Annotated in this window: 22 protein-coding genes; 7 read left to right on the top strand and 15 right to left on the bottom strand. The window is 68.5% G+C overall.

The window, feature by feature from the left end; genetic code table 11:
• Window positions 1–379: 379 nt before the first annotated feature.
• From ACYVF6_RS08795 to ACYVF6_RS08740, 12 genes are all read right to left on the bottom strand, one after another.
• The gene (locus tag ACYVF6_RS08795; RefSeq protein ID WP_460518336.1) at window positions 380–1,153 is read right to left on the bottom strand and encodes an ABC transporter permease; all 774 of its coding nucleotides are present in this window, start codon (window positions 1,151–1,153) and stop codon (window positions 380–382) included.
• The gene (locus ACYVF6_RS08790) at window positions 1,150–1,296 is read right to left on the bottom strand and encodes a hypothetical protein (RefSeq protein WP_460518333.1); all 147 of its coding nucleotides are present in this window, start codon (window positions 1,294–1,296) and stop codon (window positions 1,150–1,152) included. The genes ACYVF6_RS08795 and ACYVF6_RS08790 overlap by 4 nt, the downstream gene beginning before the upstream one ends.
• Entirely contained in the window at window positions 1,272–1,934 is a 663-nt protein-coding gene (locus ACYVF6_RS08785; protein ID WP_460518330.1) for an ABC transporter ATP-binding protein, read from the bottom strand. The genes ACYVF6_RS08790 and ACYVF6_RS08785 overlap by 25 nt, the downstream gene beginning before the upstream one ends.
• 106 nt (window positions 1,935–2,040) lie before the next feature.
• Window positions 2,041–2,544, bottom strand: a complete 504-nt coding sequence (locus tag ACYVF6_RS08780) for an EXLDI protein (RefSeq protein ID WP_460518327.1) — start codon at window positions 2,542–2,544, stop codon at window positions 2,041–2,043.
• A gap of 188 nt (window positions 2,545–2,732) precedes the next feature.
• Window positions 2,733–2,936 carry a cold-shock protein gene (locus ACYVF6_RS08775; RefSeq protein WP_460518324.1) on the bottom strand — a complete coding sequence of 68 codons (204 nt, stop codon included), beginning with the start codon at window positions 2,934–2,936 and terminating at the stop codon, window positions 2,733–2,735.
• Between the two features lie 275 nt (window positions 2,937–3,211).
• On the bottom strand, window positions 3,212–3,820 hold the full coding sequence (locus ACYVF6_RS08770) for a DUF6292 family protein (protein WP_460518321.1): 609 nt from the start codon (window positions 3,818–3,820) through the stop codon (window positions 3,212–3,214).
• A gap of 520 nt (window positions 3,821–4,340) precedes the next feature.
• Window positions 4,341–4,868, bottom strand: coding sequence for a DUF5994 family protein (locus ACYVF6_RS08765; RefSeq protein WP_460518318.1), 528 nt, complete (start codon window positions 4,866–4,868; stop codon window positions 4,341–4,343).
• Window positions 4,869–5,227: 359 nt separating this feature from the next.
• Window positions 5,228–5,452 carry a hypothetical protein gene (locus ACYVF6_RS08760; protein ID WP_460518315.1) on the bottom strand — a complete coding sequence of 75 codons (225 nt, stop codon included), beginning with the start codon at window positions 5,450–5,452 and terminating at the stop codon, window positions 5,228–5,230.
• Between the two features lie 117 nt (window positions 5,453–5,569).
• On the bottom strand, window positions 5,570–6,070 hold the full coding sequence (locus ACYVF6_RS08755; protein ID WP_460518312.1) for a cellulose binding domain-containing protein: 501 nt from the start codon (window positions 6,068–6,070) through the stop codon (window positions 5,570–5,572).
• Window positions 6,071–6,214: 144 nt separating this feature from the next.
• Window positions 6,215–7,639, bottom strand: coding sequence for an endo-1,4-beta-xylanase (locus tag ACYVF6_RS08750; RefSeq protein WP_460518310.1), 1,425 nt, complete (start codon window positions 7,637–7,639; stop codon window positions 6,215–6,217).
• A 33-nt stretch (window positions 7,640–7,672) separates the two neighbouring features.
• Window positions 7,673–9,319, bottom strand: a complete 1,647-nt coding sequence (locus ACYVF6_RS08745; RefSeq protein WP_460518307.1) for a glycoside hydrolase family 27 protein — start codon at window positions 9,317–9,319, stop codon at window positions 7,673–7,675.
• Window positions 9,320–9,735: 416 nt separating this feature from the next.
• A complete protein-coding gene (locus ACYVF6_RS08740) occupies window positions 9,736–10,815 on the bottom strand; it encodes a LacI family DNA-binding transcriptional regulator (protein ID WP_460518304.1) in 1,080 nt (359 codons plus the stop codon).
• A gap of 189 nt (window positions 10,816–11,004) precedes the next feature.
• Between ACYVF6_RS08740 and ACYVF6_RS08735 the strand changes: the two genes are divergently transcribed.
• The 3 genes from ACYVF6_RS08735 to ACYVF6_RS08725 all read left to right on the top strand — a co-directional run bounded on the left by ACYVF6_RS08735 (window position 11,005) and on the right by ACYVF6_RS08725 (window position 15,131).
• Entirely contained in the window at window positions 11,005–11,727 is a 723-nt protein-coding gene (locus ACYVF6_RS08735; RefSeq protein WP_460518301.1) for a FadR/GntR family transcriptional regulator, read from the top strand.
• Between the two features lie 94 nt (window positions 11,728–11,821).
• On the top strand, window positions 11,822–13,351 hold the full coding sequence (locus ACYVF6_RS08730; protein ID WP_460518298.1) for an alpha-L-fucosidase: 1,530 nt from the start codon (window positions 11,822–11,824) through the stop codon (window positions 13,349–13,351).
• A gap of 13 nt (window positions 13,352–13,364) precedes the next feature.
• Entirely contained in the window at window positions 13,365–15,131 is a 1,767-nt protein-coding gene (locus ACYVF6_RS08725; protein ID WP_460518295.1) for a type 2 periplasmic-binding domain-containing protein, read from the top strand.
• Here ACYVF6_RS08725 and ACYVF6_RS08720 read toward each other — a convergent pair.
• On the bottom strand, window positions 15,110–15,367 hold the full coding sequence (locus tag ACYVF6_RS08720) for a hypothetical protein (RefSeq protein ID WP_460518293.1): 258 nt from the start codon (window positions 15,365–15,367) through the stop codon (window positions 15,110–15,112). The two genes, ACYVF6_RS08725 and ACYVF6_RS08720, sit on opposite strands and share 22 nt — an antisense overlap.
• 241 nt (window positions 15,368–15,608) lie before the next feature.
• Here ACYVF6_RS08720 and ACYVF6_RS08715 point away from each other — a divergent pair, with 241 nt between their 5' ends.
• Window positions 15,609–16,181, top strand: coding sequence for a chorismate mutase family protein (locus ACYVF6_RS08715; protein WP_460518290.1), 573 nt, complete (start codon window positions 15,609–15,611; stop codon window positions 16,179–16,181).
• A gap of 48 nt (window positions 16,182–16,229) precedes the next feature.
• Here ACYVF6_RS08715 and ACYVF6_RS08710 read toward each other — a convergent pair whose 3' ends face one another.
• The gene (locus ACYVF6_RS08710) at window positions 16,230–16,994 is read right to left on the bottom strand and encodes a helix-turn-helix transcriptional regulator (RefSeq protein ID WP_460518287.1); all 765 of its coding nucleotides are present in this window, start codon (window positions 16,992–16,994) and stop codon (window positions 16,230–16,232) included.
• On the opposite strand from ACYVF6_RS08710, the gene ACYVF6_RS08705 reads away from it, so the two are divergent.
• Together ACYVF6_RS08705 and ACYVF6_RS08700 are read left to right on the top strand one after the other, a co-directional pair.
• On the top strand, window positions 16,959–17,291 hold the full coding sequence (locus ACYVF6_RS08705) for a hypothetical protein (RefSeq protein ID WP_460518284.1): 333 nt from the start codon (window positions 16,959–16,961) through the stop codon (window positions 17,289–17,291). The genes ACYVF6_RS08710 and ACYVF6_RS08705 overlap by 36 nt on opposite strands.
• Window positions 17,292–17,475: 184 nt before the next feature.
• Window positions 17,476–18,282 (top strand): hypothetical protein, encoded by an 807-nt coding sequence (locus ACYVF6_RS08700; RefSeq protein WP_460518281.1) that lies wholly within the window; start codon window positions 17,476–17,478, stop codon window positions 18,280–18,282.
• Here the strand turns inward: ACYVF6_RS08700 and ACYVF6_RS08695 are convergent.
• Window positions 18,266–21,130 (bottom strand): helix-turn-helix transcriptional regulator, encoded by a 2,865-nt coding sequence (locus tag ACYVF6_RS08695; protein ID WP_460518278.1) that lies wholly within the window; start codon window positions 21,128–21,130, stop codon window positions 18,266–18,268. The two genes, ACYVF6_RS08700 and ACYVF6_RS08695, sit on opposite strands and share 17 nt — an antisense overlap.
• A 205-nt stretch (window positions 21,131–21,335) precedes the next feature.
• On the opposite strand from ACYVF6_RS08695, the gene ACYVF6_RS08690 reads away from it, so the two are divergent.
• Window positions 21,336–21,677 (top strand): dihydrofolate reductase family protein, encoded by a 342-nt coding sequence (locus ACYVF6_RS08690; RefSeq protein WP_460518275.1) that lies wholly within the window; start codon window positions 21,336–21,338, stop codon window positions 21,675–21,677.
• Window positions 21,678–21,681: the final 4 nt, after the last annotated feature.

Here is a 21,681-nt window from a genome sequence, read left to right as displayed (position 1 = left end):
GTAATACCCACCCCTGACCTTGTTGGTCCTAACGAACCGAGGGTCCTCTGTCCTTCGTCGAAAAAGCAGAGCAGCCAACTCGGAGGAGTCTGTAAGCGCCTTACCTTACGAGGGCGGAGCCGGATCTCCGGCCTGCGCCGGGAGGAAAGTACTCATGAACACAATCGGGGCAGCTACGTGACAATTCACGTGTAACTCAGGCAGACCAATTCGAATCCGATGGGCTTGGTCAGGGTCTGGAGCCTGGTCGGGTACGGCTCGACCCGGACGAGGCCGGCGATGCCGAGAAGAGTAAGCCCAATCGCGTGACACTCATCCTGCTTGGCCTTTGCCCGGCAAGCGCTCAGCACGACCGCCGCCAGCGCCAGCGCCGGTTGGTTCAGGCGAACTTGCGCCGGTAGACGACCATGGCGAACGCGTAGGCCACGATCAGGATGCCGGCGCACCAGGCGAGGGCGACCCAGATGTCGTTGCCGACCGGCTGTTGTTCGAACAGGGCCCTGATCGCGTTGACGATCGAGGTCACCGGCTGGTTCTCGGCGAAGGCGCGTACCGGCCCGGGCATCGTGTCGGTGGGCACGAACGCTGAGCTCACGAACGGCAGGAAGATGAGCGGGTAGGAGAACGCGGTCGCTCCGTCGGTGGAGGATGCCGACAGTCCGGCGATCACCGCGATCCAGGTCAGCGCGAGCGTGAACAGGACGAGGATCCCGGCCACGGCCAGCCATGCCAGCAGCCCTGCCGAGGAACGGAAGCCCATCAGCAGTGCGACCAGAACGATGACCACCACGGAGATGGCGTTGGACACCAGCGACGTCAGCACATGTCCCCACAGCACGGCCGAACGCGTGATCGGCATCGAGTGGAACCGCTCGAAGATGCCGCCCTGCAGGTCGTTGAACAGGCGGAAGGCGGTGTAGGAGATGCCGCTGGCGATCGCGATGAGCAGGATGCCGGGCATCAGGTAGTTGACGTAGTTGTCGGTGCCGGCCTCAATGGCGCCGCCGAACACGTAGACGAACATCAGCATGAACGCGATCGGCATGATCGTGACGGTGATGATGGTGTCCATGCTGCGGGTGATGTGGCGCATGGAGCGCCCCAGCATCACACTGGTGTTGCTGAAACTGGTGCTGAGGGAATGGGCGCTCATCGCTGCACCTGCTTCTCGTTCTCAGGTGTGTTGTCGCTTCCGACGATGGCGAGGAAGACTTCTTCCAGCGTGGGTTGCCGTTCGACGTACTCCACCTTCGCGGGCGGGAGCAGTTTCCTCAGCTCCTCCAAGGTGCCGGACACGATGATCGTGCCCTGATGCAGGATCGCGATCCGGTCGGCGAGCTTCTCGGCCTCCTCGAGGTCGTGAGCAGGACCGTCGTGCCACCCTGGGCGAGGTTCTGGATCACCTTCCACACCTCGATCCGAGCCTCCGGGTCGAGTCCGGTGGTGGGCTCGTCGAGGAAGATGATCGGCGGGTCTCCAATCAGGCTCATGGCGATGTCGAGGCGGCGGCGCATCCCGCCGGAGTACGTCGACACCCGGCGTCCCGCCGCGTCGGCGAGGCCGAACCGTTCGAGCAGATCGTCGGCGACCTGGCGGGGGTTGTGCACCTGCCGCAGCCTGGCGATCATGACCAGGTTCTCCCGGCCGGTGAGGATCTCGTCCACCGCCGCGAACTGTCCGGTCAGGCTGATCGACCCCCGCACCTGCGCCGCCTGCGAACCCACGTCGAACCCGTGAACGCTGGCCGCGCCGTCGTCCGGCTTCAGCAGAGTGGCCAGGATCCGCACGATCGTGGTCTTGCCGGCACCGTTGGAGCCGAGCAACGCGAAGATGCTGCCGCGGGCCACCTCGAAGTCCACACCCTTGAGTACATGCACGTCCTGGTAGGACTTGTGCAATCCGCGGACTTCTATCGCCGCGCTCGTCGTTTCCATGCTTATCTCCTTGTCCCCATGGTTCAGGCATAGCTCCTCCGGCCGGCCGGCTCGCTTGGCTGGAACCGCCGGTTGGCGTGCGTGTGCGGGTTGTGGAGGAGTCAGGTCAGATGTCGAGGTCCTCCACCGTGGGCTGCTCGGCCACCGAGGCGACCAGGTCGTACAGCTCGGCCGGGACCTTCTCCCGCAACTCCTCCAGCGACTCCACCACCTCGAGCGTCGCCTCGCCCTTCACAAAACCCCATCCCGTCTCCTCCAAGCCGATCCAGCCCCGCCAGCCGCCGGACGTCGACCACTCGTCGGACCGGTCCAGGTGCACGGCGAACTTCCCGGTACGGGTGCGGTAGACCCGATACATGTCGACCCGCCCGCTGGGTGTGGCGCGGCCCCACTCGCCGAGCAGGACGCCGGAGAACCGCACCTTGCGACCAGGCCCCTGCCCGACCTTGACGATGACCTCGTCGTACCCCTCCAGACGGCCCTCCTCCAGCTCGATGAACTGGCGCAACGCCCGCGAGATCGCCTGCGACAGGTTGCCGCCGGCGAGCTCCTGAGCACGCTGGTAAAGCGGCAGATCGTCATCCGAGATGTAGATCGACTTGTTCGGCACCCTCACAACCTCTCTAATATGTGAGTAACATATTAGACGAGGCGACAGCAGAACACCAGGACGCCGGAGTTGATCAGCGATGCCGGTGGCGATCCCGGCTGTCGTTCACTCAGACATGCGACAGGCCCCCGCACCCGAAAGGGTGCGGGGGCCTGCTGCCACCTAGTGGCGAGAGACTCGTGAGTGGTTCACGCAACGCGGACGGCGGAGGCCTGCGGGCCCTTGGCGCCCTGCACGATCTCGAACTCCACGCGCTGGTCGTCCTCGAGGCTGCGGTAGCCATCGCCCTGGATCTCCGAGAAGTGGACGAAGACGTCGTCGCCACCACCGTCAACCGCGATGAAGCCGAAACCCTTGTCGGCGTTGAACCACTTCACTGTTCCCTGTGCCATGCATTTCTCCTCATGGTCCGGTACGACCCCGCACTGTGCCGGGTCGAGCCGCCGTCTTCGTGGCAGGCGTTACCGATCTCCCCTGAGCAGGTACGAACAGAAAAGAACGCCCACGGTATCTTCTCAGAGATCCGTGAGCGTGGCTCAAGCACGTACACACATAACTGACGACTACCGGCTACAAGTATAGAACGCCCGCCAGAATTCCCGCTCGGAGGGGCCAGTTTTGCCGCAACCTGTCGTCGTGGTGCTTCAGCGACTCGCCCGGGACCAGATCATCTGCTCGCGTCGCTGGCATGGTCGGGTGACGGGCTCGGGCACGCGGCGGTCAGCTTCGCGGCCAGGACGTCGCGCTTGGTCGAGGGCTGGACGGGGCGGATCCGCGACCCACCTCGGCCGGCGACCACGCCGGCGACGAACCTCGCGACGGCGGCGGGCGGGGGCACGATGTCACCGTCGAGGTAGGCCATGACGACGGGTGCCTTGGTGGTGGGGGTGGCTGCCGAGGCGAGGTACCAGCCGAGCCGCTCGTCCCACGCGAGTATCAGGTCGTGGCCGGATCGCACGGCGCTCCGCTGGTCGAGGTGGAGGTAGGCCTTGGCCGTGTCGCCGACTTCGTACTCCGTCGCATCGGCCGGGACGCCGATCGCAACCGCCACTTGACCGATGTAGGCGGCCAGCCGGCGGCTGAGCGTGGTCGGATGGATCGCGGGGTCGTCCAGATCGAGCATCGACAGCAGGCTGGCGTAGTCGGTGACGTCACGGGCCTGGCCGGCGACCATCCGAATGGCTCGCTGTTGTTGGTCGGACCACTCTCGCGCCGCCCGTGTACGCGCTTCGAAGAAGACGGAACCGATGTCGTCGCGGTGCTGAGTCGATGTCATGATCCTCCGGTCGGCCAGTGACGTGACCGAACTGGGCGAGCCGAGGACGAAGCCGGCTCTGGTGCCGGTATACGAGGTGCCATCGACAGCTTTACACTACACCTCCAGGTCCGATTGCCATCCAAAACACGCAATCGCCGTGTACGCTGACTGGATAGCTGAGACTCCTCGACGCGCCGACCGCGGACCGCGGATCGCCGTCGAACCAGACAGCACGAGGCGCACTCGCGATTTTCGCGCTGCGCGGCACCTGCTCAGCAGCCCACGATCTTCTGTCACGAAGGACACTCATCATCATCAAGAATCCGCCGGCAGGCGTACAGTTCAGCCACCCGTACGCAGAAGAGCCGCAGGACAATCTCGTCACCCGGCACGAAACCGCGCCGGGAGACCTCTTCTGCGAGCCGGCCTTCGCACCCGGAACACTGGCCGCCGAGGCAGATGAGCCGGCCGCGATCCACCCGTCTTCGTACGACGCCGGCGCGACCGGCCGGCGAAGGGTCCGCCGCCGCAACGCTGCCTAGAACCCGCCCTCGTCTTCTGGTGTAGGCACCGGCAGGGCTACCGCCTGGGCGATCTGGGCGGTCGGTCCGGCCTCGGCGAGGGAGTAGAGGATGCCGGGGGTGTCGAGCTGGTTGTCAGCTCGCGCGGAGCGTTCCATCGCAGACCAGGCGGCACTGGCGTTGGTGTAGGGCGGGACGGTGAGCAGGTTGATGCGCCGTCCGTCGGAACAGATCGCGATGAGCAGCCCGGCCGGCATGGCGTCGAACCATCGAAGCCGGATGACGCGCGTGGCCGCCGGCCCGTCGATGCGCAGCATCCGTGGCCGGAGGTTGCCCCAGTCGGCCGTGCCGAGAATCACCCGCGCGATGGGAAGATGCCGGTCGTCGATGGCCAGGATGAGCTGGCGGAGTTCGGCGCTCGGGTCGTAGGAGCAGGGCCACCAGCCGCCATCGAGCAGGCTAGGAGCCGAATCGGTGGGCAGGAGGCGGAGCCGAGCCGCCGGTGGTGAATGATCCGGCACCGCGGGTTCGACGGTATCGCGCATGGCTGTTGCCCTTTCGGTTCTGTTGGCTATGACCGAGGGCCTACCGTGATGGAGATTCGACCTGACATCTCCCCTTTGCGGTAGCCGACGTGGCGGGCGCTCTCTGCTGGGGAATGTCGTCGATTTCCGAACAGCCCAACTGTACCCCGCGGATGACGCGAATTGGCCGCGAAAGCTGGGTTCGTCGGGCAACAGCGCGGGCACCGGCGATGCGCGGAGCTATCGTGGCTGAAGCCGGTAGCGGGAGATCACCTGGGCCGCCCTGGTCCTTCGGGAACGACCCGCTGTTCGGCTGGGTCAGTGGTGGGCCGGGTTCCGGCCTCCTGCTGGCCCGCGAGTGCCGCGGAGAGCACCACCACTCACAAGATGGCACCGCGCGGCGAGACCTCGAAGCTGGCAACGCCGCGACCGTAGATCACGATGAGGCGATCGCCGTGTTTGCAGCGAAGAACGCCGTCGTCCTCGGACAGTATCGCGGCCACGCCGTCGATCAGGCTCGACACATCACCGGCTTCCGGATCCTGATAGGAGACATCGAGGCGATCTCCGCCAATCAGCCGAATACGCAGGACAATCTCTGCCATACCAGAACCCTAAAGCCGGCTGGTTCAGGCGCTCGCCCGGGCCGTCGCACGTAGGCCTCGAGGTCAGGGCCCGGGGGCGGAGTCCGCACGGGATCCGCCCCCGGTGCTCGGGTTCGGTCAGGTGGTGGCGCAGGTCGCGCCGTTGAGGGCTAACGCGGCCGGCGCGGCGGTGTTGCCGGTGTGGTTGGCCTGGAAGCCGATGCTGACCGAGGCGTTGGGCGCGATCTCGGCGTTGTACGAAACCACCTCGCCCTTGGTCCAGGTGCGGACGCCGCTCTCACAGGCGCATCCGTCGACCGGGCCCGGCAGGTGACCTCCGTCGAACGCGGCCCATACGACTGGATACCCCGCTCGACAGCCCGAGTAGGCGGTGGTGATGTGCGTCAGGCTGCCGGACGCCGGTTCGCGAGGGTTCTGGGGCGTGCAGCCGTTGTTCGCAACGAACCTGTCGCGCAGCGAACGTCCCTGCGAGATGTTGAGGACCGAGTCTCCGATGCCGTGGATTCCGAGGTACGCGATGGGTTGCGTGCCACCGCCGCACCCGCTGAGCTGCGCGCCGGAGAAGACCGCGACCGCACGGAAGACGTTCGCACGCCCGCACGCCAGTGCGTAGCTCATCCCGCCGTCGTAGCTGAACCCCGTGGCGAAACGCTGTGTCTGTGCTTCGACATCACACAACTCCTTCTGTCGTTCGAATTCGTCGTGCTCCCGCCGGAGCCGAGGTTCGAGCCGCCGGGCAAGGCGGCTCGACTCACCTCCGTCTCATCCGAGCGTCCATCGCTGGTTGGATCCGCCGGAGCAGCTCCACAGCTGCACCAGTGCACCGTTGGCGGTGGAGGCGCCGGTCACATCCAGGCAGAGTCCGGACTGGACTCCGGTGACGGTGCCGTTGGAGTTGACGTTCCATTGCTGGTTGGCTTGTCCGTTGCAGTCCCAGATGACGACAGCGGTGCCGTTGCTCGTCCCCTGCCCGGAGGCGTCCAGGCACTTGCTGCCGTACACCGTGAGCTGTTTGCCGGAGGTGTAGGTCCATTGCTGGTTGGTCCCGCCCCAGCAGTCGTAGATCTGCAGCCGGGTGCCGTTGGTCTGTGACTGGTTCGGAACGTCGAGGCACTTGTTCGCTCCCGCCGCACGCAACGCGCCGCCGGTGCCGCCGCCGCCTCCACCGCCGCCGTTCAGGACGTCGAGGACGGCCGTGTAGGCCTGCTTCTTGGAGAAGTTGCCGTCGAACAGCAAAGGAGTGTCGCCGGAACGCCAGGAGTACTTGTCGGTCACGCCCCAGGTGGTGATGCCCTTGCAGCGGGCGACGTTCATGCAGGCCTGGGCGACCTGCCGGTACACGTTCGCCTGCGCGGAGCCGGAGCCGCCGACATCGAGCTCGGTGATCTGGACCTCGACACCGAGGTCGGAGAAGCGTTGCAGGTTGGCCTGATAGCTGCTGAGGTTGGAGTTGGAGCCGAGATGGCTCTGCATGCCCACGCAGTCGATCGGCACGCCGCGGTTGCGGAAGTCCACAACCATGTTGTAGATCCCGGTGCTCTTGGCGTTGATGCCGTCGGTGTTGTAGTCGTTGTAGCAGAGCTTGGCGTTCGGATCGGCTGCCCTGGCAGCGCGGAACGCCTCCTCGATGTAGCTGTTGCCGATCCGCTGCTGAAAGATCGACTGGCGGCGGCTGCCGTTCTCCTCGAACGCCTCGTTGACCACGTCCCACGCATAGATCTGGCCACGCCAGTGACCGGCGACGCCGTTGATGTGGTTGACCATGGCCGAGCGCAGGTCGCTGCCGGAGAGGTTGCCGACCCAACCGGGATACTGCGCGTGCCAGACCAGCGTGTGGCCCCGGATCGTCATGCCGCGGCTGCGGGCCTGGCTGACGATCTGGTCGGCCGCACCGAAGCTGAACTGACCGCGGTTCGGCTCGGTCGCGTCCCACTTCATCTCGTTCTCCGGCGTGACGCCGTTGAACTCCGTGGTCCAGGTGTTCACGTACTGCCCATCGCCGAGGTGGCCCTGGGCGATCGCCGCACCGAAGTAACGCCCGCTCTGGGCCGCCGCAGCGCCAAGCGTGCTCGCGGCGGTCGCCGGGCCGGCCGCCACTGCGAGCGCGGTCGCTGTCAGGCCCGCGATCGCCGCGGCCGTGACAACCGATCGGAGGTGCAGCCGTGACCGCACTGGTGGACTTGTCATCGCGATACCTCGTTTCTTCTTCAGGGACAGGGATTACAGGCGCTGCCACCGCTGGTTGGACTGGCTGTTGCAGGTCCACAGGATGACCGCGGATCCGTTCGCGGTGCCTGCCTGGTTGACGTCCAGGCAGCGTCCGGAGCCGGTGTTGGTGATGGATCCGTCGGCGTTGAGCGTCCACTTCTGGTTGTTCTGGCCGTTGCAGGGCCAGATGACGACCCGCGTGCCGTTGGCGGTGCCCTGGTTCGCCGCGTCGAGGCACTTGTCGCCGAACACGCGGATCTCGCCGCCCGCCCAACTGGTCCACAGCTGGTTGGCGGCGGTGTGGCAGTCCCAGATCAGCACGGTCGTTCCGGCCGCTGTCGAGGCGTTGTCGACATCCAGGCAGCGGCCCGCACCCTCGCCACGCAGGCGGGAGGTCGTGCCGGCCAAGGGCGTTCCGCCGACAACCCGGTACGCCACGACGCCGTGCGGCGGCACGCTCGCCGTGATCTGCCCACCGGTGGTGGACGTCGCGCCCGACCACAGGTCGGTCAGCGTGAACGAGCTGCCGGTCAAACCAATCTGAGCGGCAGACGTCGTGACCGACGCCGTGGCGTTGCCGCGGTTGAACAGCCCGACGGCGACCGAACCGCCCGACAGCGGTTTGGCGAACACCTCGATGCTGCCGTCGTCGCGCACCCGTCGCCCGCCGGCACCGAGCCCGTCCTGGTCGACGGCGATCAGCCTTGGGTTGCGCAGGATCGCGCTGACGTCGGCGGACATGGTGCGGATGTCGTTGCCCGCCATCAGAGGCGCCGCCATCAACGCCCACAACGTGAAGTGCGAGCGGGACTCGGTGAGCGTCAACCCAGGCCTGCCGACCACCAGCATGTCCGGGTCGTTCCAGTGACCAGGCCCGGCCTGGGCGGCCAGCGGCGCGTTGACGTCGACGACGTTGCCGACGCCCATCGGGTAGCTGTTGACGTTGCCGTTCTGCCAGATGTCCAGCAGGTCCTCGGTGGTACGCCACAGGTCGGCGACCTCGCCCCAGTTGTATTTGTCGCCCGTGATGGCGTGGAAGCTGTTGGGGTTGATGCTGTAGACGATCGGCCGGCCGGTGCCGCGCAGCGCGTCCCGCATCACCGTGAACCTCGCGACCTGCTCGTCACGGGTCCCGTTGGGCGAACACCAGTCGTACTTGACGTAGTCCACGCCCCAGCCGGCAAATGTCCGCGCGTCCTGTTGTTCGTGCCCCAGGCTTCCGGTGGAACCGGGATGGGTGCCGACCCGCTGCGCACACGTACGTTCGGTGGGAACCTCGTACAGGCCGAACTTCAGTCCGCGGCCGTGGATGTAGTCGCCGAGTGCCTGCATCCCACTGGGGAACTTCGCCGGATGGGCCCGCAGGTTGCCCTGGGCGTCGCGCTGGGGATCGAACCAGCAGTCGTCCACAACGACGTACTGGTAGCCGGCGTCCCGCATCCCCGAGCTCACCATCGCGTCGGCTGCCTGGCGAACGACAGTCTCGTTGACGTTGCAGCCGAAGCTGTTCCAGGAGTTCCACCCCAGCGGTGGAGTCAGGGCCGGGCTTCCGGGCGCGGCGCCGGCCGGCGACTGGACGGGCGCCGCGGACAGCAGTGCGAACGAAACTGTTGCCGCCGCGAACAGGTAACCGAGCCGTGTGCGTTGTCGAGTGTGCATCGTTGGCCCTCCGGCGCCAGGCCTGACCGCCGACGCATCCCGCGGAGTCTCCCGCGGGATGCGGGCGGGTCCAGGCGGACGTTCGTGCGGACTGTCGATCGCCGCCGATCGAGTCAGCAGGTGGGCATGGTGCGTCCACCTGTTCAAGAGTCGAGCCGACCTGCCGGCCAGGCGTGCGGCCGTCGAAGCATGCACGGCACGCACCGGCCGCTGCCCGCCGGCTGGTCAGAGCAGGAACGGCACTGTAGGTTTGGGAGCGCTCCCAAACCGTGTTGCGACCAAGCTATAACGTCAAACCTCGGATGTGAAGCCCCTTTCGAAACATCGTGGAAACCCGATGGAACGAGGCTTTGCCCGGCTCTGCCTCAGAACGCAGGAAACTCCGGCGGCGTCGCCGGAGTCCAGCCGGGCGGCTCTCAACGGCTGCGGGTCGAAGCTCGTTCGACGAGCCTCGCCTCGGGCATCACGATCTGTCCGGGCGCCCGCGCTTCGCCCTGGTGCATCCGCTCCACGAGCAGCGAGCAGATGGCATCGGCCATCGCGTCGTTGTCGGGCTCGATGGTGCTCAGCGCGGGCACGGCGAAGCGGCCTGCCTCGAGGTTGTCGAAGCCGATCACCTGCACGTCCGCGGGAACCCGCAGCCCGGCCTCCGCGAGCGCACGCAACGCGCCGATGGCGGCCGAGTCCGTCAGCGCGAAGACGGCGTCGAAGGCAACGCCGTCGGCGATCAGCCCCAGCGTCGACTGGTAACCATCGGCAGTCCCGAGGTACGAGGGCACGAGCAGCTCGTCCATGAGTGGCAGACCAGCGGCCTCGAGCGCCGCGTGATAGCCGCGGGTGCGCAACTCCGGCATCGACTGCGCTGCACCCGGCTCGCCGTCCGCGAGGGCACCGGAACGAACGGGAGGCCCGCCCAGCAAGGCGATCCGGCGTGAGCCGGTCGCCAGGAGCAGCTCGGTCGCGAGCCGCGCACCGCCCACGTTGTCCATCAGCGCGTGGTCGAATCCGGCCGGCGCGGCCCGCTCACCGATCACGACGACCGGGGCGCCGATGCCGAGCCGTTCCAGATCGGATGTCTGCCCGGAGACCACGCTGAGCACGAAGCCGTCGTACCGGCGGAGGTGCGATGCCGCCAGCGCGGCCAGTTCGGCGGTCCGTTCCCCTCTGGTGCGTTCCATCACCAGCCGGAGACCGTGCCCGGCGAACCGATCGGCCAGCCGCCCGGCGAGCTCGGCGAAGTAGCCGGACTCGAAGGTGGGGACCGCCAACCCCACCACGCCGGTTCTCCCCGTCCGCAGGCCCCTCGCCGTCACGTTGACCTGGTAGCCCAACTCGGCGATCGCCGCGAGCACTCGCTGCCTGGTCGGCTCACCGACCCGATCGGTCCGCTGGTTGATGACGTTCGAGACGGTCATCGTGGACACGCCCGCATGCCGGGCGACGTCGGTCATCGTCACAGTCCCCCGGCGGTGCCAGTCCTCAGGTGGATCGCTCACGTCCACCCCTCCCCTGCGCAGGCTCGGCCAAGCGATCCGTCGCCGACGAGCTTACGCAGTACCCGGCGGCCGGCGCGGATGTCTCGGCTCGCGTGAGCGGCGGGCTGCTGCCGTCGGTGTTAGGGTCAGGTTTGTTTGATGTTTGAGTGCCCACTGGCACGCAGGAGAGGCAGGGTCGTGGCGGCTCCCTTGACGGAAGCGGCAATCGAGAAGATCCGTCGGCTGATCATCGACGGAGAGCTCGGGCCGGGTTCCCGCCTGCCGCCCGAGAGTGTCCTGGCCGAGCGGCTCGGCCTGTCTCGCAGCAGCGCCCGGGAGGCCATCCGGGGCCTGGTGACCGCGCGAGTCCTGGACGTCCGGCGTGGCGACGGAACGTACGTCACGAGCCTGCGGCCGCAGCTGCTGCTGGAGGGCATCGGCTTCGCGGTGGAGCTGATGCGCGACGAGTCGGCCCTGGAACTGATCGAGATTCGCCGGCTGCTCGAACCGGCCGCCACCGAGCTGGCCGCGCAGCGGGCAGCTCCCCAGCAACTGCACGCGATCGGCGCCTGCCTCGGCCGGATGCGCACCGCCAAGGACCACGAGGAGTTCGTCCGGTACGACGCGGAGTTCCACGACCTGGTGCACCTGGCGTCGGGCAACGAGTCCCTGGCGTCGATGCTGCGGGGAATCTCCAGCCGTTCGATGCGTACCCGGGTCTGGCGCGACATTCTCGAGGCCGGGGTGTCGCGGCGCACGATCGCCGAACATGAACGGATCTACCAGGCACTGCAGTTGCGGGACGGGCACTCCGCCCACGCCGCGGCCCTGCTGCATGTGAGCTCGACCGAGACCTGGCTCCGGAAGGTTCTGGAGTCGGAGGCACCCGAGCCGATGACCGACGACGAGCCGGTCAGCACCGGCAGCGCCTGAGCCTCAGAGGGTTGACAGATCCCGCCGCGGTGCTAATTTGTCGTAAACAAACATCCGACCTTTTAGTATTAATAAGCCGATCTTTGATGAGCACGTGAGCCAACGGCGTCGTGCCTGGGACGGCGTATGTGCGGAACAGGAGTGCTTCGTCGTCATGGTGAGCGCGAACATCAGGCCCGGCCCGTTCGATCCGAGCTTCGAGTCGTTGCGGGGCTTCGAGTGCCCGGACTGGTTCCGAGACGCCAAGTTCGGCATCTGGTCGCATTGGGGCGCGCAGTCGGTTCCGATGTACGGCGACTGGTACGCCCGCAACCTGTACATCGAGGGCTCCGACCAGTACCGCCACCACCTGCGGACCTACGGGCACCCGTCCCAGGTCGGCTACAAGGATCTGGTGCGGCTGTGGCGGGCGGAGAAGTTCGACCCCGAGGGCCTGATGGACCTGTTCGTCAGGGCGGGCGCGAAGTACTTCGTCGGTCAGGCGATGCACCACGACAACTTCTTCAACTACGACTCGCACATCCACCGCTGGAACAGCGTCCGGCTCGGCCCGGGCAAGGACATCACCGGCCTGTGGCGGGACGCGGCGGCCGCCCGCGGCTTGCCGTTCGGGCTGACCGAGCATCTGGGCGCGACGTTCAGCTGGTCGAGTGTGAACAAGGGCAGCGACCGGGACGGACCGTACGCCGGCGTCCTCTACGACGGCACCGATCCGGCGTATGAGGACCTTTACCTGCCCAACCGCGAGCACCACGATCCGGCCGACCCAGGCTCGCTCGAGCCTTGGTACACCGGCAGCCAGCGGTGGCACCAGCACTGGCTGGACGTCATCAAGGAAGTCATCGATCTCTACCAGCCGGACCTGCTCTACTCCGACGGCCCACTGCCGTTCGGTCGAGCTGGGGGCGGGAGCAGCTACGAGGCCGGGCTGCTCGCAGTGGCCCATCTCTACAACGTCTCGGCCTCCAACAACGGCGGCGTCAACCGCGCGGTCTACAACCAGAAGGACCGCAGCCAGGAGATCTTCTCCGTCGGCGTGCTGGACATCGAGCGCAGCCAGGAGCCCGACATCAGGCCGTATCCCTGGCAGACCGACACCTCGGTCGGCGACTGGTTCTACAACGTCCGCGACGTCTACAAGACACCGGCGCACGTGATCGAGATGCTCGTGGACATTGCCGCCAAGAACGGCAACCTCCTGCTGAACGTTCCGCAGCGGCCCGACGGCACGCTCGACGAGGAATGCGTCCACCTGCTCGAGGAGGTCGGCGACTGGCTCGAGGTCTGCGGTGAAGGCATCTACGGCACCCGGCCGTACCGAGTGTCCGGCGAAGGCGGCAGCCGGGTCGTCATCCACAAGTTCACCGAGAAGCCGGTCGAGTGGACCAGCGCCGACCTGCGTTTCACCCGTAAGGACAACACGATCTACGCGTTCCAGCTGCGCTGGCCGGAGGACGGGCGCACGGTGATCCGCAGCCTCGCACCGGATGAGCGGGTGCGGGCAGTCCGGCTGCTCGGCGTCGGCGAGATTCCACACCAGGTGGCCGAGGGCGTGCTCGTGGCCCGGCTCCCCGACCGGAAACCCGTTGCAGGCGTCAACTGCGTCGCCATCGATCTCGCGTGAGAAGGAGAAGGCCATGCGTGAAGGGATGACTCGCCGCGGCTTCGTCACTGGGGCACTCGGCCTGGGCGTGGCAGCCACGTCGATGTCCGGGCTGGCGGCCTGCAGCGGCAGCGGCGACCCCGAGGGCGGAGGCGGCGCCGTCAGCGACGACCTCGCGGTGAAGGGCGGCCCGAAAACCACGCCACGCAAGGACGTTGTCTACCCCGACGGCTACGTCGGCCCGATCGCGTCCGACAAGGGCCTGGTCGTGGTGCAGGGCAAGAGCGCGACGCTGAAGATCGTCGTCCCGCAGGACCCGTTGGTGGGTGACTGGAACAAGAACGCGTTCACCTCGTGGTACGAGAAGCGCACCGGCGTCAAGGTGGAGTTCCAGGCCGTCGCCGGTGGCGCCGGCTCTCCGGAGCTGATGACCAAGGTGAACGCGATGCTGTCCTCCGGAGAGCTTCCCGACGCGTTCATGAACATCAACTTCACGCCCGCCCAGCAGATGCTCTACGGCCAGCAGGGCCTGTTCACCCCGCTGAACAAGCTCATCGACGGCTACGGCGTGGAGACCAAGCGGATGTTCAAGGACTACCCACACGTCAAGGACATCATCACCGCGACCGACGGCAACATCTACACGATGCCGTACCTCAACGACTGCTACCACTGCAACTGCGGAATCCAGCGGGTCTGGATCTACAAGCCCTGGCTGGACAAGCTCGGGCTGAAGGTACCCGAGACGCTCGAGGAGTTCGAGGCTGCGCTCGAGGCGTTCAAGACCAAGGACCCCAACGGCAACGGCAAGGCAGACGAGGTGGGTCTGACCGCGAACGTGGACAACTCACTGGACACCTTCATCATGGGGTCGTTCCTGTTCAACCCGGGCAACCCGTGGCTCGTCCTCAACGACGGCCGAGTGGACTTCGTGGCCAACAAGCCAGGCTGGCGGGAAGGGTTGCGCTACCTCAACCGCCTGTACGGCAAGGGCCTGCTGGACAAGGCGTCGTTCACCCAGACCCGTGACCAGCTGGCCCGGCTCGGCGACCGGAAGGGCCAGCCCATCCTGGGTGTCGTGCGGGCCTGGGACTGGGGCGGCTTCCTCACCATCAACGACGACGACCCGAAGGCCCGCTGGCGCGGGTACGTCACGGTGCCCACGCTCGAAGGGCCCGGCGGAGTCCGTACCTCGTACTGGAACCACTACGGCGCAGTCGGCAACAGCGGCGGCTTCGTCGTCACCAAGGCGTGCAAGAACCCCGCGGTCGCGGTGGCCTGGGCCGACGGACAGTACGAGCTGGAGGCGCAGCTGACCGCGTACTCCGGCGAGAAGGACAAGGGCTGGCGCTACGCCAAGCAAGGCGAGCTCGGCATCAACGGCAAGCAGGCGTTGTGGACGACGCTCGGCACCTGGCCGCCGGCCAACGGCAAGTGGTGGAACCAGCAGGGCGTCAACTACCGGTCGAACGACTTCCGGCTCGGCGAGGTCGTCGACCCGAAGGCGCCGACGTTCGAGAAGCCGCTGTACGAGGAGTCGAAGAAGTACTACGAGCATCGGGAGGACAAGGCGGAGCAGCTGCCGCCCCTCTATCTGAACGAAGAACAGGCAGCGCTGACCGGCGAGCTCGCCACCGCCTTGGAGAACCACGTCACGCAACACCTGGCGAACTTCACGATCGGCAAGCTCGACATCAACGACGACGCGGCCTGGAAGAAGTACACCGACGCCATCGACCAGATGGGGCTGGCGAACTACCTCAAGGCCTACCAGGACGCCTACGAAGCCAAGTACAAGTAGAGGCGTTCACGCTCGTTCAGACAGAGCGCCTGCGACCATGCCCAGGACGCCCCCGTCACGGCTCCGGCGACGGTCGCGAAGACCGCGCTGACGGCCGAGTTGAGCAGGTCACGGTCCCGTCGCTCAGCCTCGGCCTGCTCAGCGTTGATGCGTGCGGCAGTCTGCCGGCAGACCTCGACGATGCCCTCACGCGTGGCCCTGATCAACCCCGCCTGCAGGTCGATCAGCCCTCGCAAGGCGACTGCGTATTGGTACTGATACTCCAGGGCATTCTCCAGATCGTCGAGATAGTCGTCGCGGAACCGCGTCGTGTTGCGGCATGCCGAATCCCCTCGTCATCCATGCGCTGTTCCTCGACCCCATCACCTGCGCGGCGGCTGTGGGCACCGCTGGCGAGTTGTCGCCAGCGGCACAGCGGCGGCGCGGTTCGGGCCGTACGGTGTGTCGTAATCGTCCGGATCTCAACGGGAGGAATCCATGCCCCTGACCAGTCTGGCGGCAGGCGCCGCAGCGGCGCTGTTCGCGCTTGGTGGCCTGACGCCGACCTCCGCGCCCGCGCACCAGTCCCACGGTGGGCCGCTGGACGCGTTGGCCGAGGTGTCCGCGCAGCGCGCGCTGATCGCCGACGACGTGGCGGCCGCCAAGTTCGGCACCGACTCGCCGATCGAGGACCCGGCGCGTGAGCAGCAGATCCTTGCCGACGTCCGGGCCCGGGCCATCGCGCTGGGGATCGACCCGGACGTGGCTGTGCAGGTGTTCCGCGACCACATCGAGGCGAGCAAGGACGTCCAGCGCGCCTTGTTCGCTTACTGGACAGCACATCCGGAGTCCGCGCCCACGCAGCGTCCCGACCTCGGCGAGATCCGCGTGAAGCTGGACGCCATCACCACTCAACTGCTCGGCGATCTGCGCAGCACCGGCGAGGTCCGCCGCTCCCCCGTGTGCCCCGGCTTCCGGATCGTGGCCGAGGTCCATGTCCGGCACCACGACCAGTTGGACGGGCTCCACACCCACGCGCTCGTCCGTTCGCTGTCCTCGGTCTGCGAGTAGCTCGGCTGACCCCGTCCGCCGCGGCCCTCGGAGGTATGGGGGATGCGCTCAGAGCCAGCCGCGGCGGGCGGCTTCCGCGCCGGCCTGGAACCTGCTGCGGACGCCGAGCAGCGTCAGCAGGTCCGCGACCCGGCGGCTGTACGTACGGGGCGAGATGCCGAGCCGGCGGGCCGCGCTGTCGTCGGGTTCGCCGGAGGCGAGCGTGGGCAGCAGCGCGGCCAGCTGCGGCGGCAGGCCGTGCCCGTCGGCACCGTCCGGGTCGGCACCGGCCGTCCACAGGTCGCGATGGATCCGGACCAGCGCCGTGACCAGCCCTGGGTCGCGGACGACCTGGAAGCCGTCGGCCAGGACGGTGGAGTCGATCGCCAGCACGGCCAGCCTGCGGTCGAGCACCGACATCTTGAACGGGACGTTGGGTACGACGCGGGCCTTTCCGCCGGCCCGGTAGACGATCGCGCCGAGCTCGTGGTCGGCGAGCAGCCCCGCCCGTGAGGTCACCTGGTGGACGACGGCGCCCCGGTCGAGGGCGGCGCGCAGAGTCGCCGGCCCGCGCTGCTGGATTTCCTCCGGCACACCCCGCGCGAGGAGGTAGTTCGTGTCGTCGAGGCTCAACACCTCGTTCCGCACCTGCCGTCGCAGCCGGCTGATCACGTCCCACAGCGAGGTGCGCGAGCCCTGGACGACCCGCGCCGGTGCGGCGAGCCCGACCCGCGTGCGGTACGCCGACCGGTCGAGCGCGTCCGCCAGCGCCGTCGCGGGGTCAACCCCGATCCGGCCGTGGGCGTGCGGCGGCTGGTCGAGTCCGCGGGTCATCCGGTCATTGTCCCCGGCCGATCCAGCCGCTCGCAGATTGGCGAGTTCTCGCCGACCCGGTGCACGGGCGCGGTCAACGAACGGCTCGGCGTCGACCCCGACGTCGTTGCCCGGGTCGTTCGCTTCCTGGTCGTCCGGGGCGTGTTCGCCCTGGACGGGACCGGTGTCGTCCGGCCCACCCGGGTGTGCCGCGCGCTGTGCGATCGGCAGTCCGGCAGCTATGCGGCCCGGCTGGACTGGCTGGGCGCCGCGGGCCGGCTGACGTCCGGCCGGTCCGTGCTCGTCTTCACGACCTGAGACAGCGGCGACCAGGGTGTCGCCAGCTCCACCGCCAGGTCTCGCGTCTGCATGCCTGACTGGGCAGCCGTTGCCGCGGCATGGTGAGTTGCCCTGACAACGCTGAACGAACCCCGAAGGAAGGTCCGTGTCCAGTCTCGCAGCTCCAGCCCGATCCGCAGGCGCCTCCGGTCGAGGACCGGTTGTGCTCATCGCCCTCGCGACGGTTCTCGTGCCCGCGCTCGCCTTCGGCCCACACTTGCTGGCGGCGAACGGGTCCGAGCGCGGCCTGGCCGATCAGCGCAACCTGATCGGGGCGGTCAGTGCGGCGTTCGTCGAGTACTGGAACTCAGGCCGCCGGGAGCTCACCCCGAATCTGGCGAGGCTCGTCGACTACTGGTTCCGGTTCCACGTGGTCAAGGCCGTGATCGCCGCGGTCCTGCTGGTCGTTCTGGTCAGGCTCGGCGTGCTGGCCTGGAAGGCGTGCCTGCGAGCCGGCGACTCGAAGGCGGGCAGGAGGGTCGCCCTCGCGTCGGGCGGGGTTCTGGTCACGATGCTCGCGCTGTTGTCGCTGGTGATCGTGATCGCCAACGTCCAGGGCGCGGTCGCACCGCTCACCTCCCTGTTGACGCTGCTCCCCGTCGGCGCGGCGCACGGAGAGCTCGCCGCGACGCTCGATCAGGTCAGGCAGCGGCTGGCCGACCACCTGAGCGCGGGTCACCTGCCCACGCCCGCCCTCGAACTGATGATCGGCGACAACGCTCGCTATCACCTGGTCGTCGCCGTGCTGGCCACGACGCTGGCGGTCGTCTGCATCGGCATCCTGGTGATGCTGTTGCAGCGGTACAGAAGGACGGAGCCGTCCGACCGGCGGGCGAGACGCGTACTGGCGTCGTACGCCGTCTTCTCGGCATTGCTGGAGTTGGCCATGGTCGTTCTCGCTCTGGCGAACGCGACCAACACCGCCGACCCGGCGCGCGGGCTCCTGGGCTTCTTCAGCGGCGGGTACTGAACAGCTCGTTCCGGTGCGCCCAGGCCGCGGCCTCGAGCCGGGTGGCGACCCCGAGCTTGGCGAGGATGTTCGAGACGTGCACTCCGGCGGTCTTGGCGGAGATGAACAGGTGCTCGCCGATCTGCCGGTTGCTCAGGCCGGCCACCACCAGCTCGAGCACCTCCAGCTCACGGGCGGTCAGGCCGGCCGGGTTCTCGGGCCGGCCGGGAGCCTCGGTCGTGATGCGGGCGCGGGCGGCGAGCTCCTGCAGCGAACGCCGCAGCGGATCGGCGCCGAGGCGGTCGGCGATCGAGGCCGCCTCCGTCAGCAGGCCGGTCGCGGCCGAACGGTGCTGGGCCGTCAGTGCGCTGCGGGCCGAGTGCAGCAGGGTTTCGGCCAGCAGGTACGGCTGTTCCAGGTCACGCCAGGCCGTCACCGCCGCGGCCCAGGCCTCGGCGTCGTCGCGGCGGGAAGCGGCGAGGAAGGTCAGCCGGTACGCCTCCTGCAGCCCGCCGGTGACAGTCAGAGCCCGAGCGCGCTCGCTCATCCGGGCGAGCACGGCGGCGCCCGTCCCGTGGTGGCCGGCCAGGCCCAGCGCTCCCGTCGCCAGCAGCGGCCAGCCGTAGCGCGGGCTCCGTGCCGGGTCATGGTCGGCGAGTACGTGGTCGAGGATCGCCGTCACGGCGCCGGCGTCGTTCCTGGCCTGCGCGATCCGGCAGTCCAGCAGGTCGGGTTCGAGGCAGGACTCCTCGCCCCGGTTGGGTTCGCGCATCAACGTCCGCGCCTCGGCGACGGCGGCGGTCGCGGCGTCCAGCAAGCCGCGCCTGACGTCGACGGTCGCCTGGATGATCTCGAGGTACGCGCGGTAGAGCGGCGGCGGCGACTGGGCGAGCGCCTCCCGGTACACCGCTTCGGACTCGTCCCAGCGCCCGAGTGAGAGCAGCGACTCCGCCAGGTTCGGCGCCAGGAGCGTGCCGCGCGTACGTGTCAGCCCCAGCTCGCGGGCCAGGGTCATCCCGTCCCGCGCGACTTCGGCCGCCCTGACGTGCTCGCCGGCGGCCTCCAGGCGGTCCGATTCGGTCACGGCCACGGCGAGCTGGGTGTCGGCGGCGCCGGCCTCCCGCGCGGCCGTACGTGCCTGCTCGAGCAGCTCGACCACCGCCCGCAAGTCCGGCTCGGCCGCGGCGAGCGTGATGAGCGCCCGCGCCTGCACGCCGCGGTCGCCGCCGGACCGGCCGATCCGTAACGCTTCCTCCGCCGTCGCCCGCGCCTCCGCGGGCTGCTGGTGGTGCCGCTGCGCGATCGCCAGGTCGGCCAGGATCTCGCCACGCAGGGAAGTCTCAGCGCCGGACGGGAGCAGCCGGACGGCCGCGTGCAGGTCGGGCAGCGGGTCCCGCCCGGCCCGGTCGTGCATCGCCGCGCGGGTACGGAGCAGGAGCGCGGCGACCTCGGGTTCGGGCTGCTCCGCGAGCGCCGCGGTCACCGATGCGACACCGGCGTCCAGCTCACCGGCGTTCAACGCCGCCTCGGCGGCCAGCCCGGCCACGGACCCGCGGTCCACGCCGAGCCGGGCGGCCAGGTCCGGTACGCGAGGCCACGCCCGCAGCACCCGGTCGAGCATGCGGTGCTGCTCGGCGTACGCGTAGGACCGCCGGGCGGCTTGGGCGGCGTGCCACGCGGACTCCGCGGCGCGAACGTCCGCGCCCGCCGCGTGCCAATGCAGCGCCACCTCGACGAGGGCCCGATCGCCGGAGACCAGCGCCGGGTCGGCGGTGATGGCTTCGGCGCAGGCGCGGTGCAGCCGTACCCGCTCGCCGGGCAGCAGGCTGCCGTAGACCGCTTCGCGGATGAGGTCACGCCGGAACGCGTACCCGTCCTCGACGACATCGAGAAACCGCCGGCGGACCAGCGGCCGGAGCGCGTCCTCGAACGCCAGGTCGGCCAGCTCGACGAGGATCGCCAGCAGCGCGTGCCCGACCGGGCTGGCGGCGACGGCCGCGGCGTGGAGCACCCGGCGGCTCGGGTCAGGTAGCCGGTCGACGTCGGCCAGCAGCAGGTCGGACAGCGACGCGGCGGGAACGGCGCCAGCTCCGGCGCCGGGCCCGCCGGCGGTCGCGAGCGCCTCGACGAACAGCGGATTTCCACCGCTGCGGACGAACACCTGCCTGGCGAGCTCCGCGTCCGGCGGCTCCGGCAGGAGCTCGCCGAGCTGTTCGGCCACCTCGTTCCGACCCAGCCCACCGAGAGTGATGGCGTGTACGCCGTCGACGCGAGACACCAGCGGACGCAACGGGTGCGTGCCGCCGATCTCGTCCGGCCGGTACGTGCCGACGACCAGCACGCCGGGCTCGCCCAGATTGGTGGCGAGGAACAGCAGCAGCTCCCCCGTCGACCGGTCCGCCCAGTGCAGGTCCTCGAGGACGAGCACGATCGGCCGCTGCCGCGCCGCGCCCTCGAGGAGGAGCAGCACTTCCTCGAACAGCCGGGCGCGGCCGAGGTCGGGCTCCGGCTCGTCGTCGGCCACGCCCAGCTCCGGCAGCAGGCGCGCGAGGCCGCGGCGGCCGCCGCCGGGCAGCAGGTCGGCAGCCGGTGGCGCGTCGAGGGTACGGACCAGCCGGCGCAGTGCCGTGACGAACGGGCCGAACGGCAACCCGTCGATGCCGAGGTCGGTGCACCCTCCGGTGACGACCCGGGCGGAGGTACCGAGGCCGGCGGTGAACTCGCGTACGAGCCGGGTCTTGCCCATCCCGGCCTCGCCGCCCACCAGGGCCACGGTGGCGGCCGACCCGGCTGCGACCTGGGCAGCGGCCAGCGCCTCGCGTTCGCGCTCCCGCCCCACCAGCACAGGACTCGTCAACCGACCGGACACCAGCAGATGATCGCACGCGTACCGAATCTGAAGAGGTGGTCGCACCGGACCTAAGGCATCTGCCCGATGTGGGCGGGCGGTGTGAGCGGACAGGCTGAGCACGGCAGCAAACCGGCGTCAACTACCGGAAGGAACGATGAGATGCGCAACGTGGTGCTGTACGAGCTGATCTCGCTCGATGGCGTAGCGGAGGAACCGGGGGAGGGTGAGTGGTTCGTCGGTGCCGACGGTGTTCTCGTCGAGCAGTCCCGGCGATGCCTGGCCCGCGACCGCCCACGTCGCCGGGCCCGCCGCGCCCTACGTCGCCGACCTGAAGCGCCAGGATGGAGGCGACATCGGGATCCACGGCAGCCTGACCCTGGCGCAGTCGTTGCTGCGTGAGCAACTCGTCGACGAGCTACGTCTGGTCGTCTCACCCAGCCTGGCCGGGCGCGGGCGCCGGCTGTTCGACAACTCCGGTGAGCTGCAGCGTTTCGACCTCATCGGTGACGATCGCTCCGGCGACTGCCTCCTACTCACCTACCGCAGAAGCGATCTCCGGAACTGACGCT

The sequence above is a fragment of the Flindersiella endophytica genome, from assembly GCF_054779015.1.
The sequence above is the reverse complement of the archived record's forward strand: the minus strand, read 5'-3'. Positions and strand labels throughout refer to the sequence as shown.

Coding starts and splice junctions, on each gene's coding strand:
- ACYVF6_RS08765 (WP_460518318.1), bottom strand. CDS start 4,868: ATGCGCGATACCGTCGAACCCGCGGTGCCGGATCATTCACCACCGGCG.
- ACYVF6_RS08710 (WP_460518287.1), bottom strand. CDS start 16,994: ATGACCCGCGGACTCGACCAGCCGCCGCACGCCCACGGCCGGATCGGG.
- ACYVF6_RS08785 (WP_460518330.1), bottom strand. CDS start 1,934: ATGGAAACGACGAGCGCGGCGATAGAAGTCCGCGGATTGCACAAGTCC.
- ACYVF6_RS08715 (WP_460518290.1), top strand. CDS start 15,609: ATGCCCCTGACCAGTCTGGCGGCAGGCGCCGCAGCGGCGCTGTTCGCG.
- ACYVF6_RS08745 (WP_460518307.1), bottom strand. CDS start 9,319: ATGCACACTCGACAACGCACACGGCTCGGTTACCTGTTCGCGGCGGCA.
- ACYVF6_RS08725 (WP_460518295.1), top strand. CDS start 13,365: ATGCGTGAAGGGATGACTCGCCGCGGCTTCGTCACTGGGGCACTCGGC.
- ACYVF6_RS08775 (WP_460518324.1), bottom strand. CDS start 2,936: ATGGCACAGGGAACAGTGAAGTGGTTCAACGCCGACAAGGGTTTCGGC.
- ACYVF6_RS08750 (WP_460518310.1), bottom strand. CDS start 7,639: ATGACAAGTCCACCAGTGCGGTCACGGCTGCACCTCCGATCGGTTGTC.
- ACYVF6_RS08770 (WP_460518321.1), bottom strand. CDS start 3,820: ATGACATCGACTCAGCACCGCGACGACATCGGTTCCGTCTTCTTCGAA.
- ACYVF6_RS08795 (WP_460518336.1), bottom strand. CDS start 1,153: ATGAGCGCCCATTCCCTCAGCACCAGTTTCAGCAACACCAGTGTGATG.
- ACYVF6_RS08760 (WP_460518315.1), bottom strand. CDS start 5,452: ATGGCAGAGATTGTCCTGCGTATTCGGCTGATTGGCGGAGATCGCCTC.
- ACYVF6_RS08755 (WP_460518312.1), bottom strand. CDS start 6,070: ATGAGCTACGCACTGGCGTGCGGGCGTGCGAACGTCTTCCGTGCGGTC.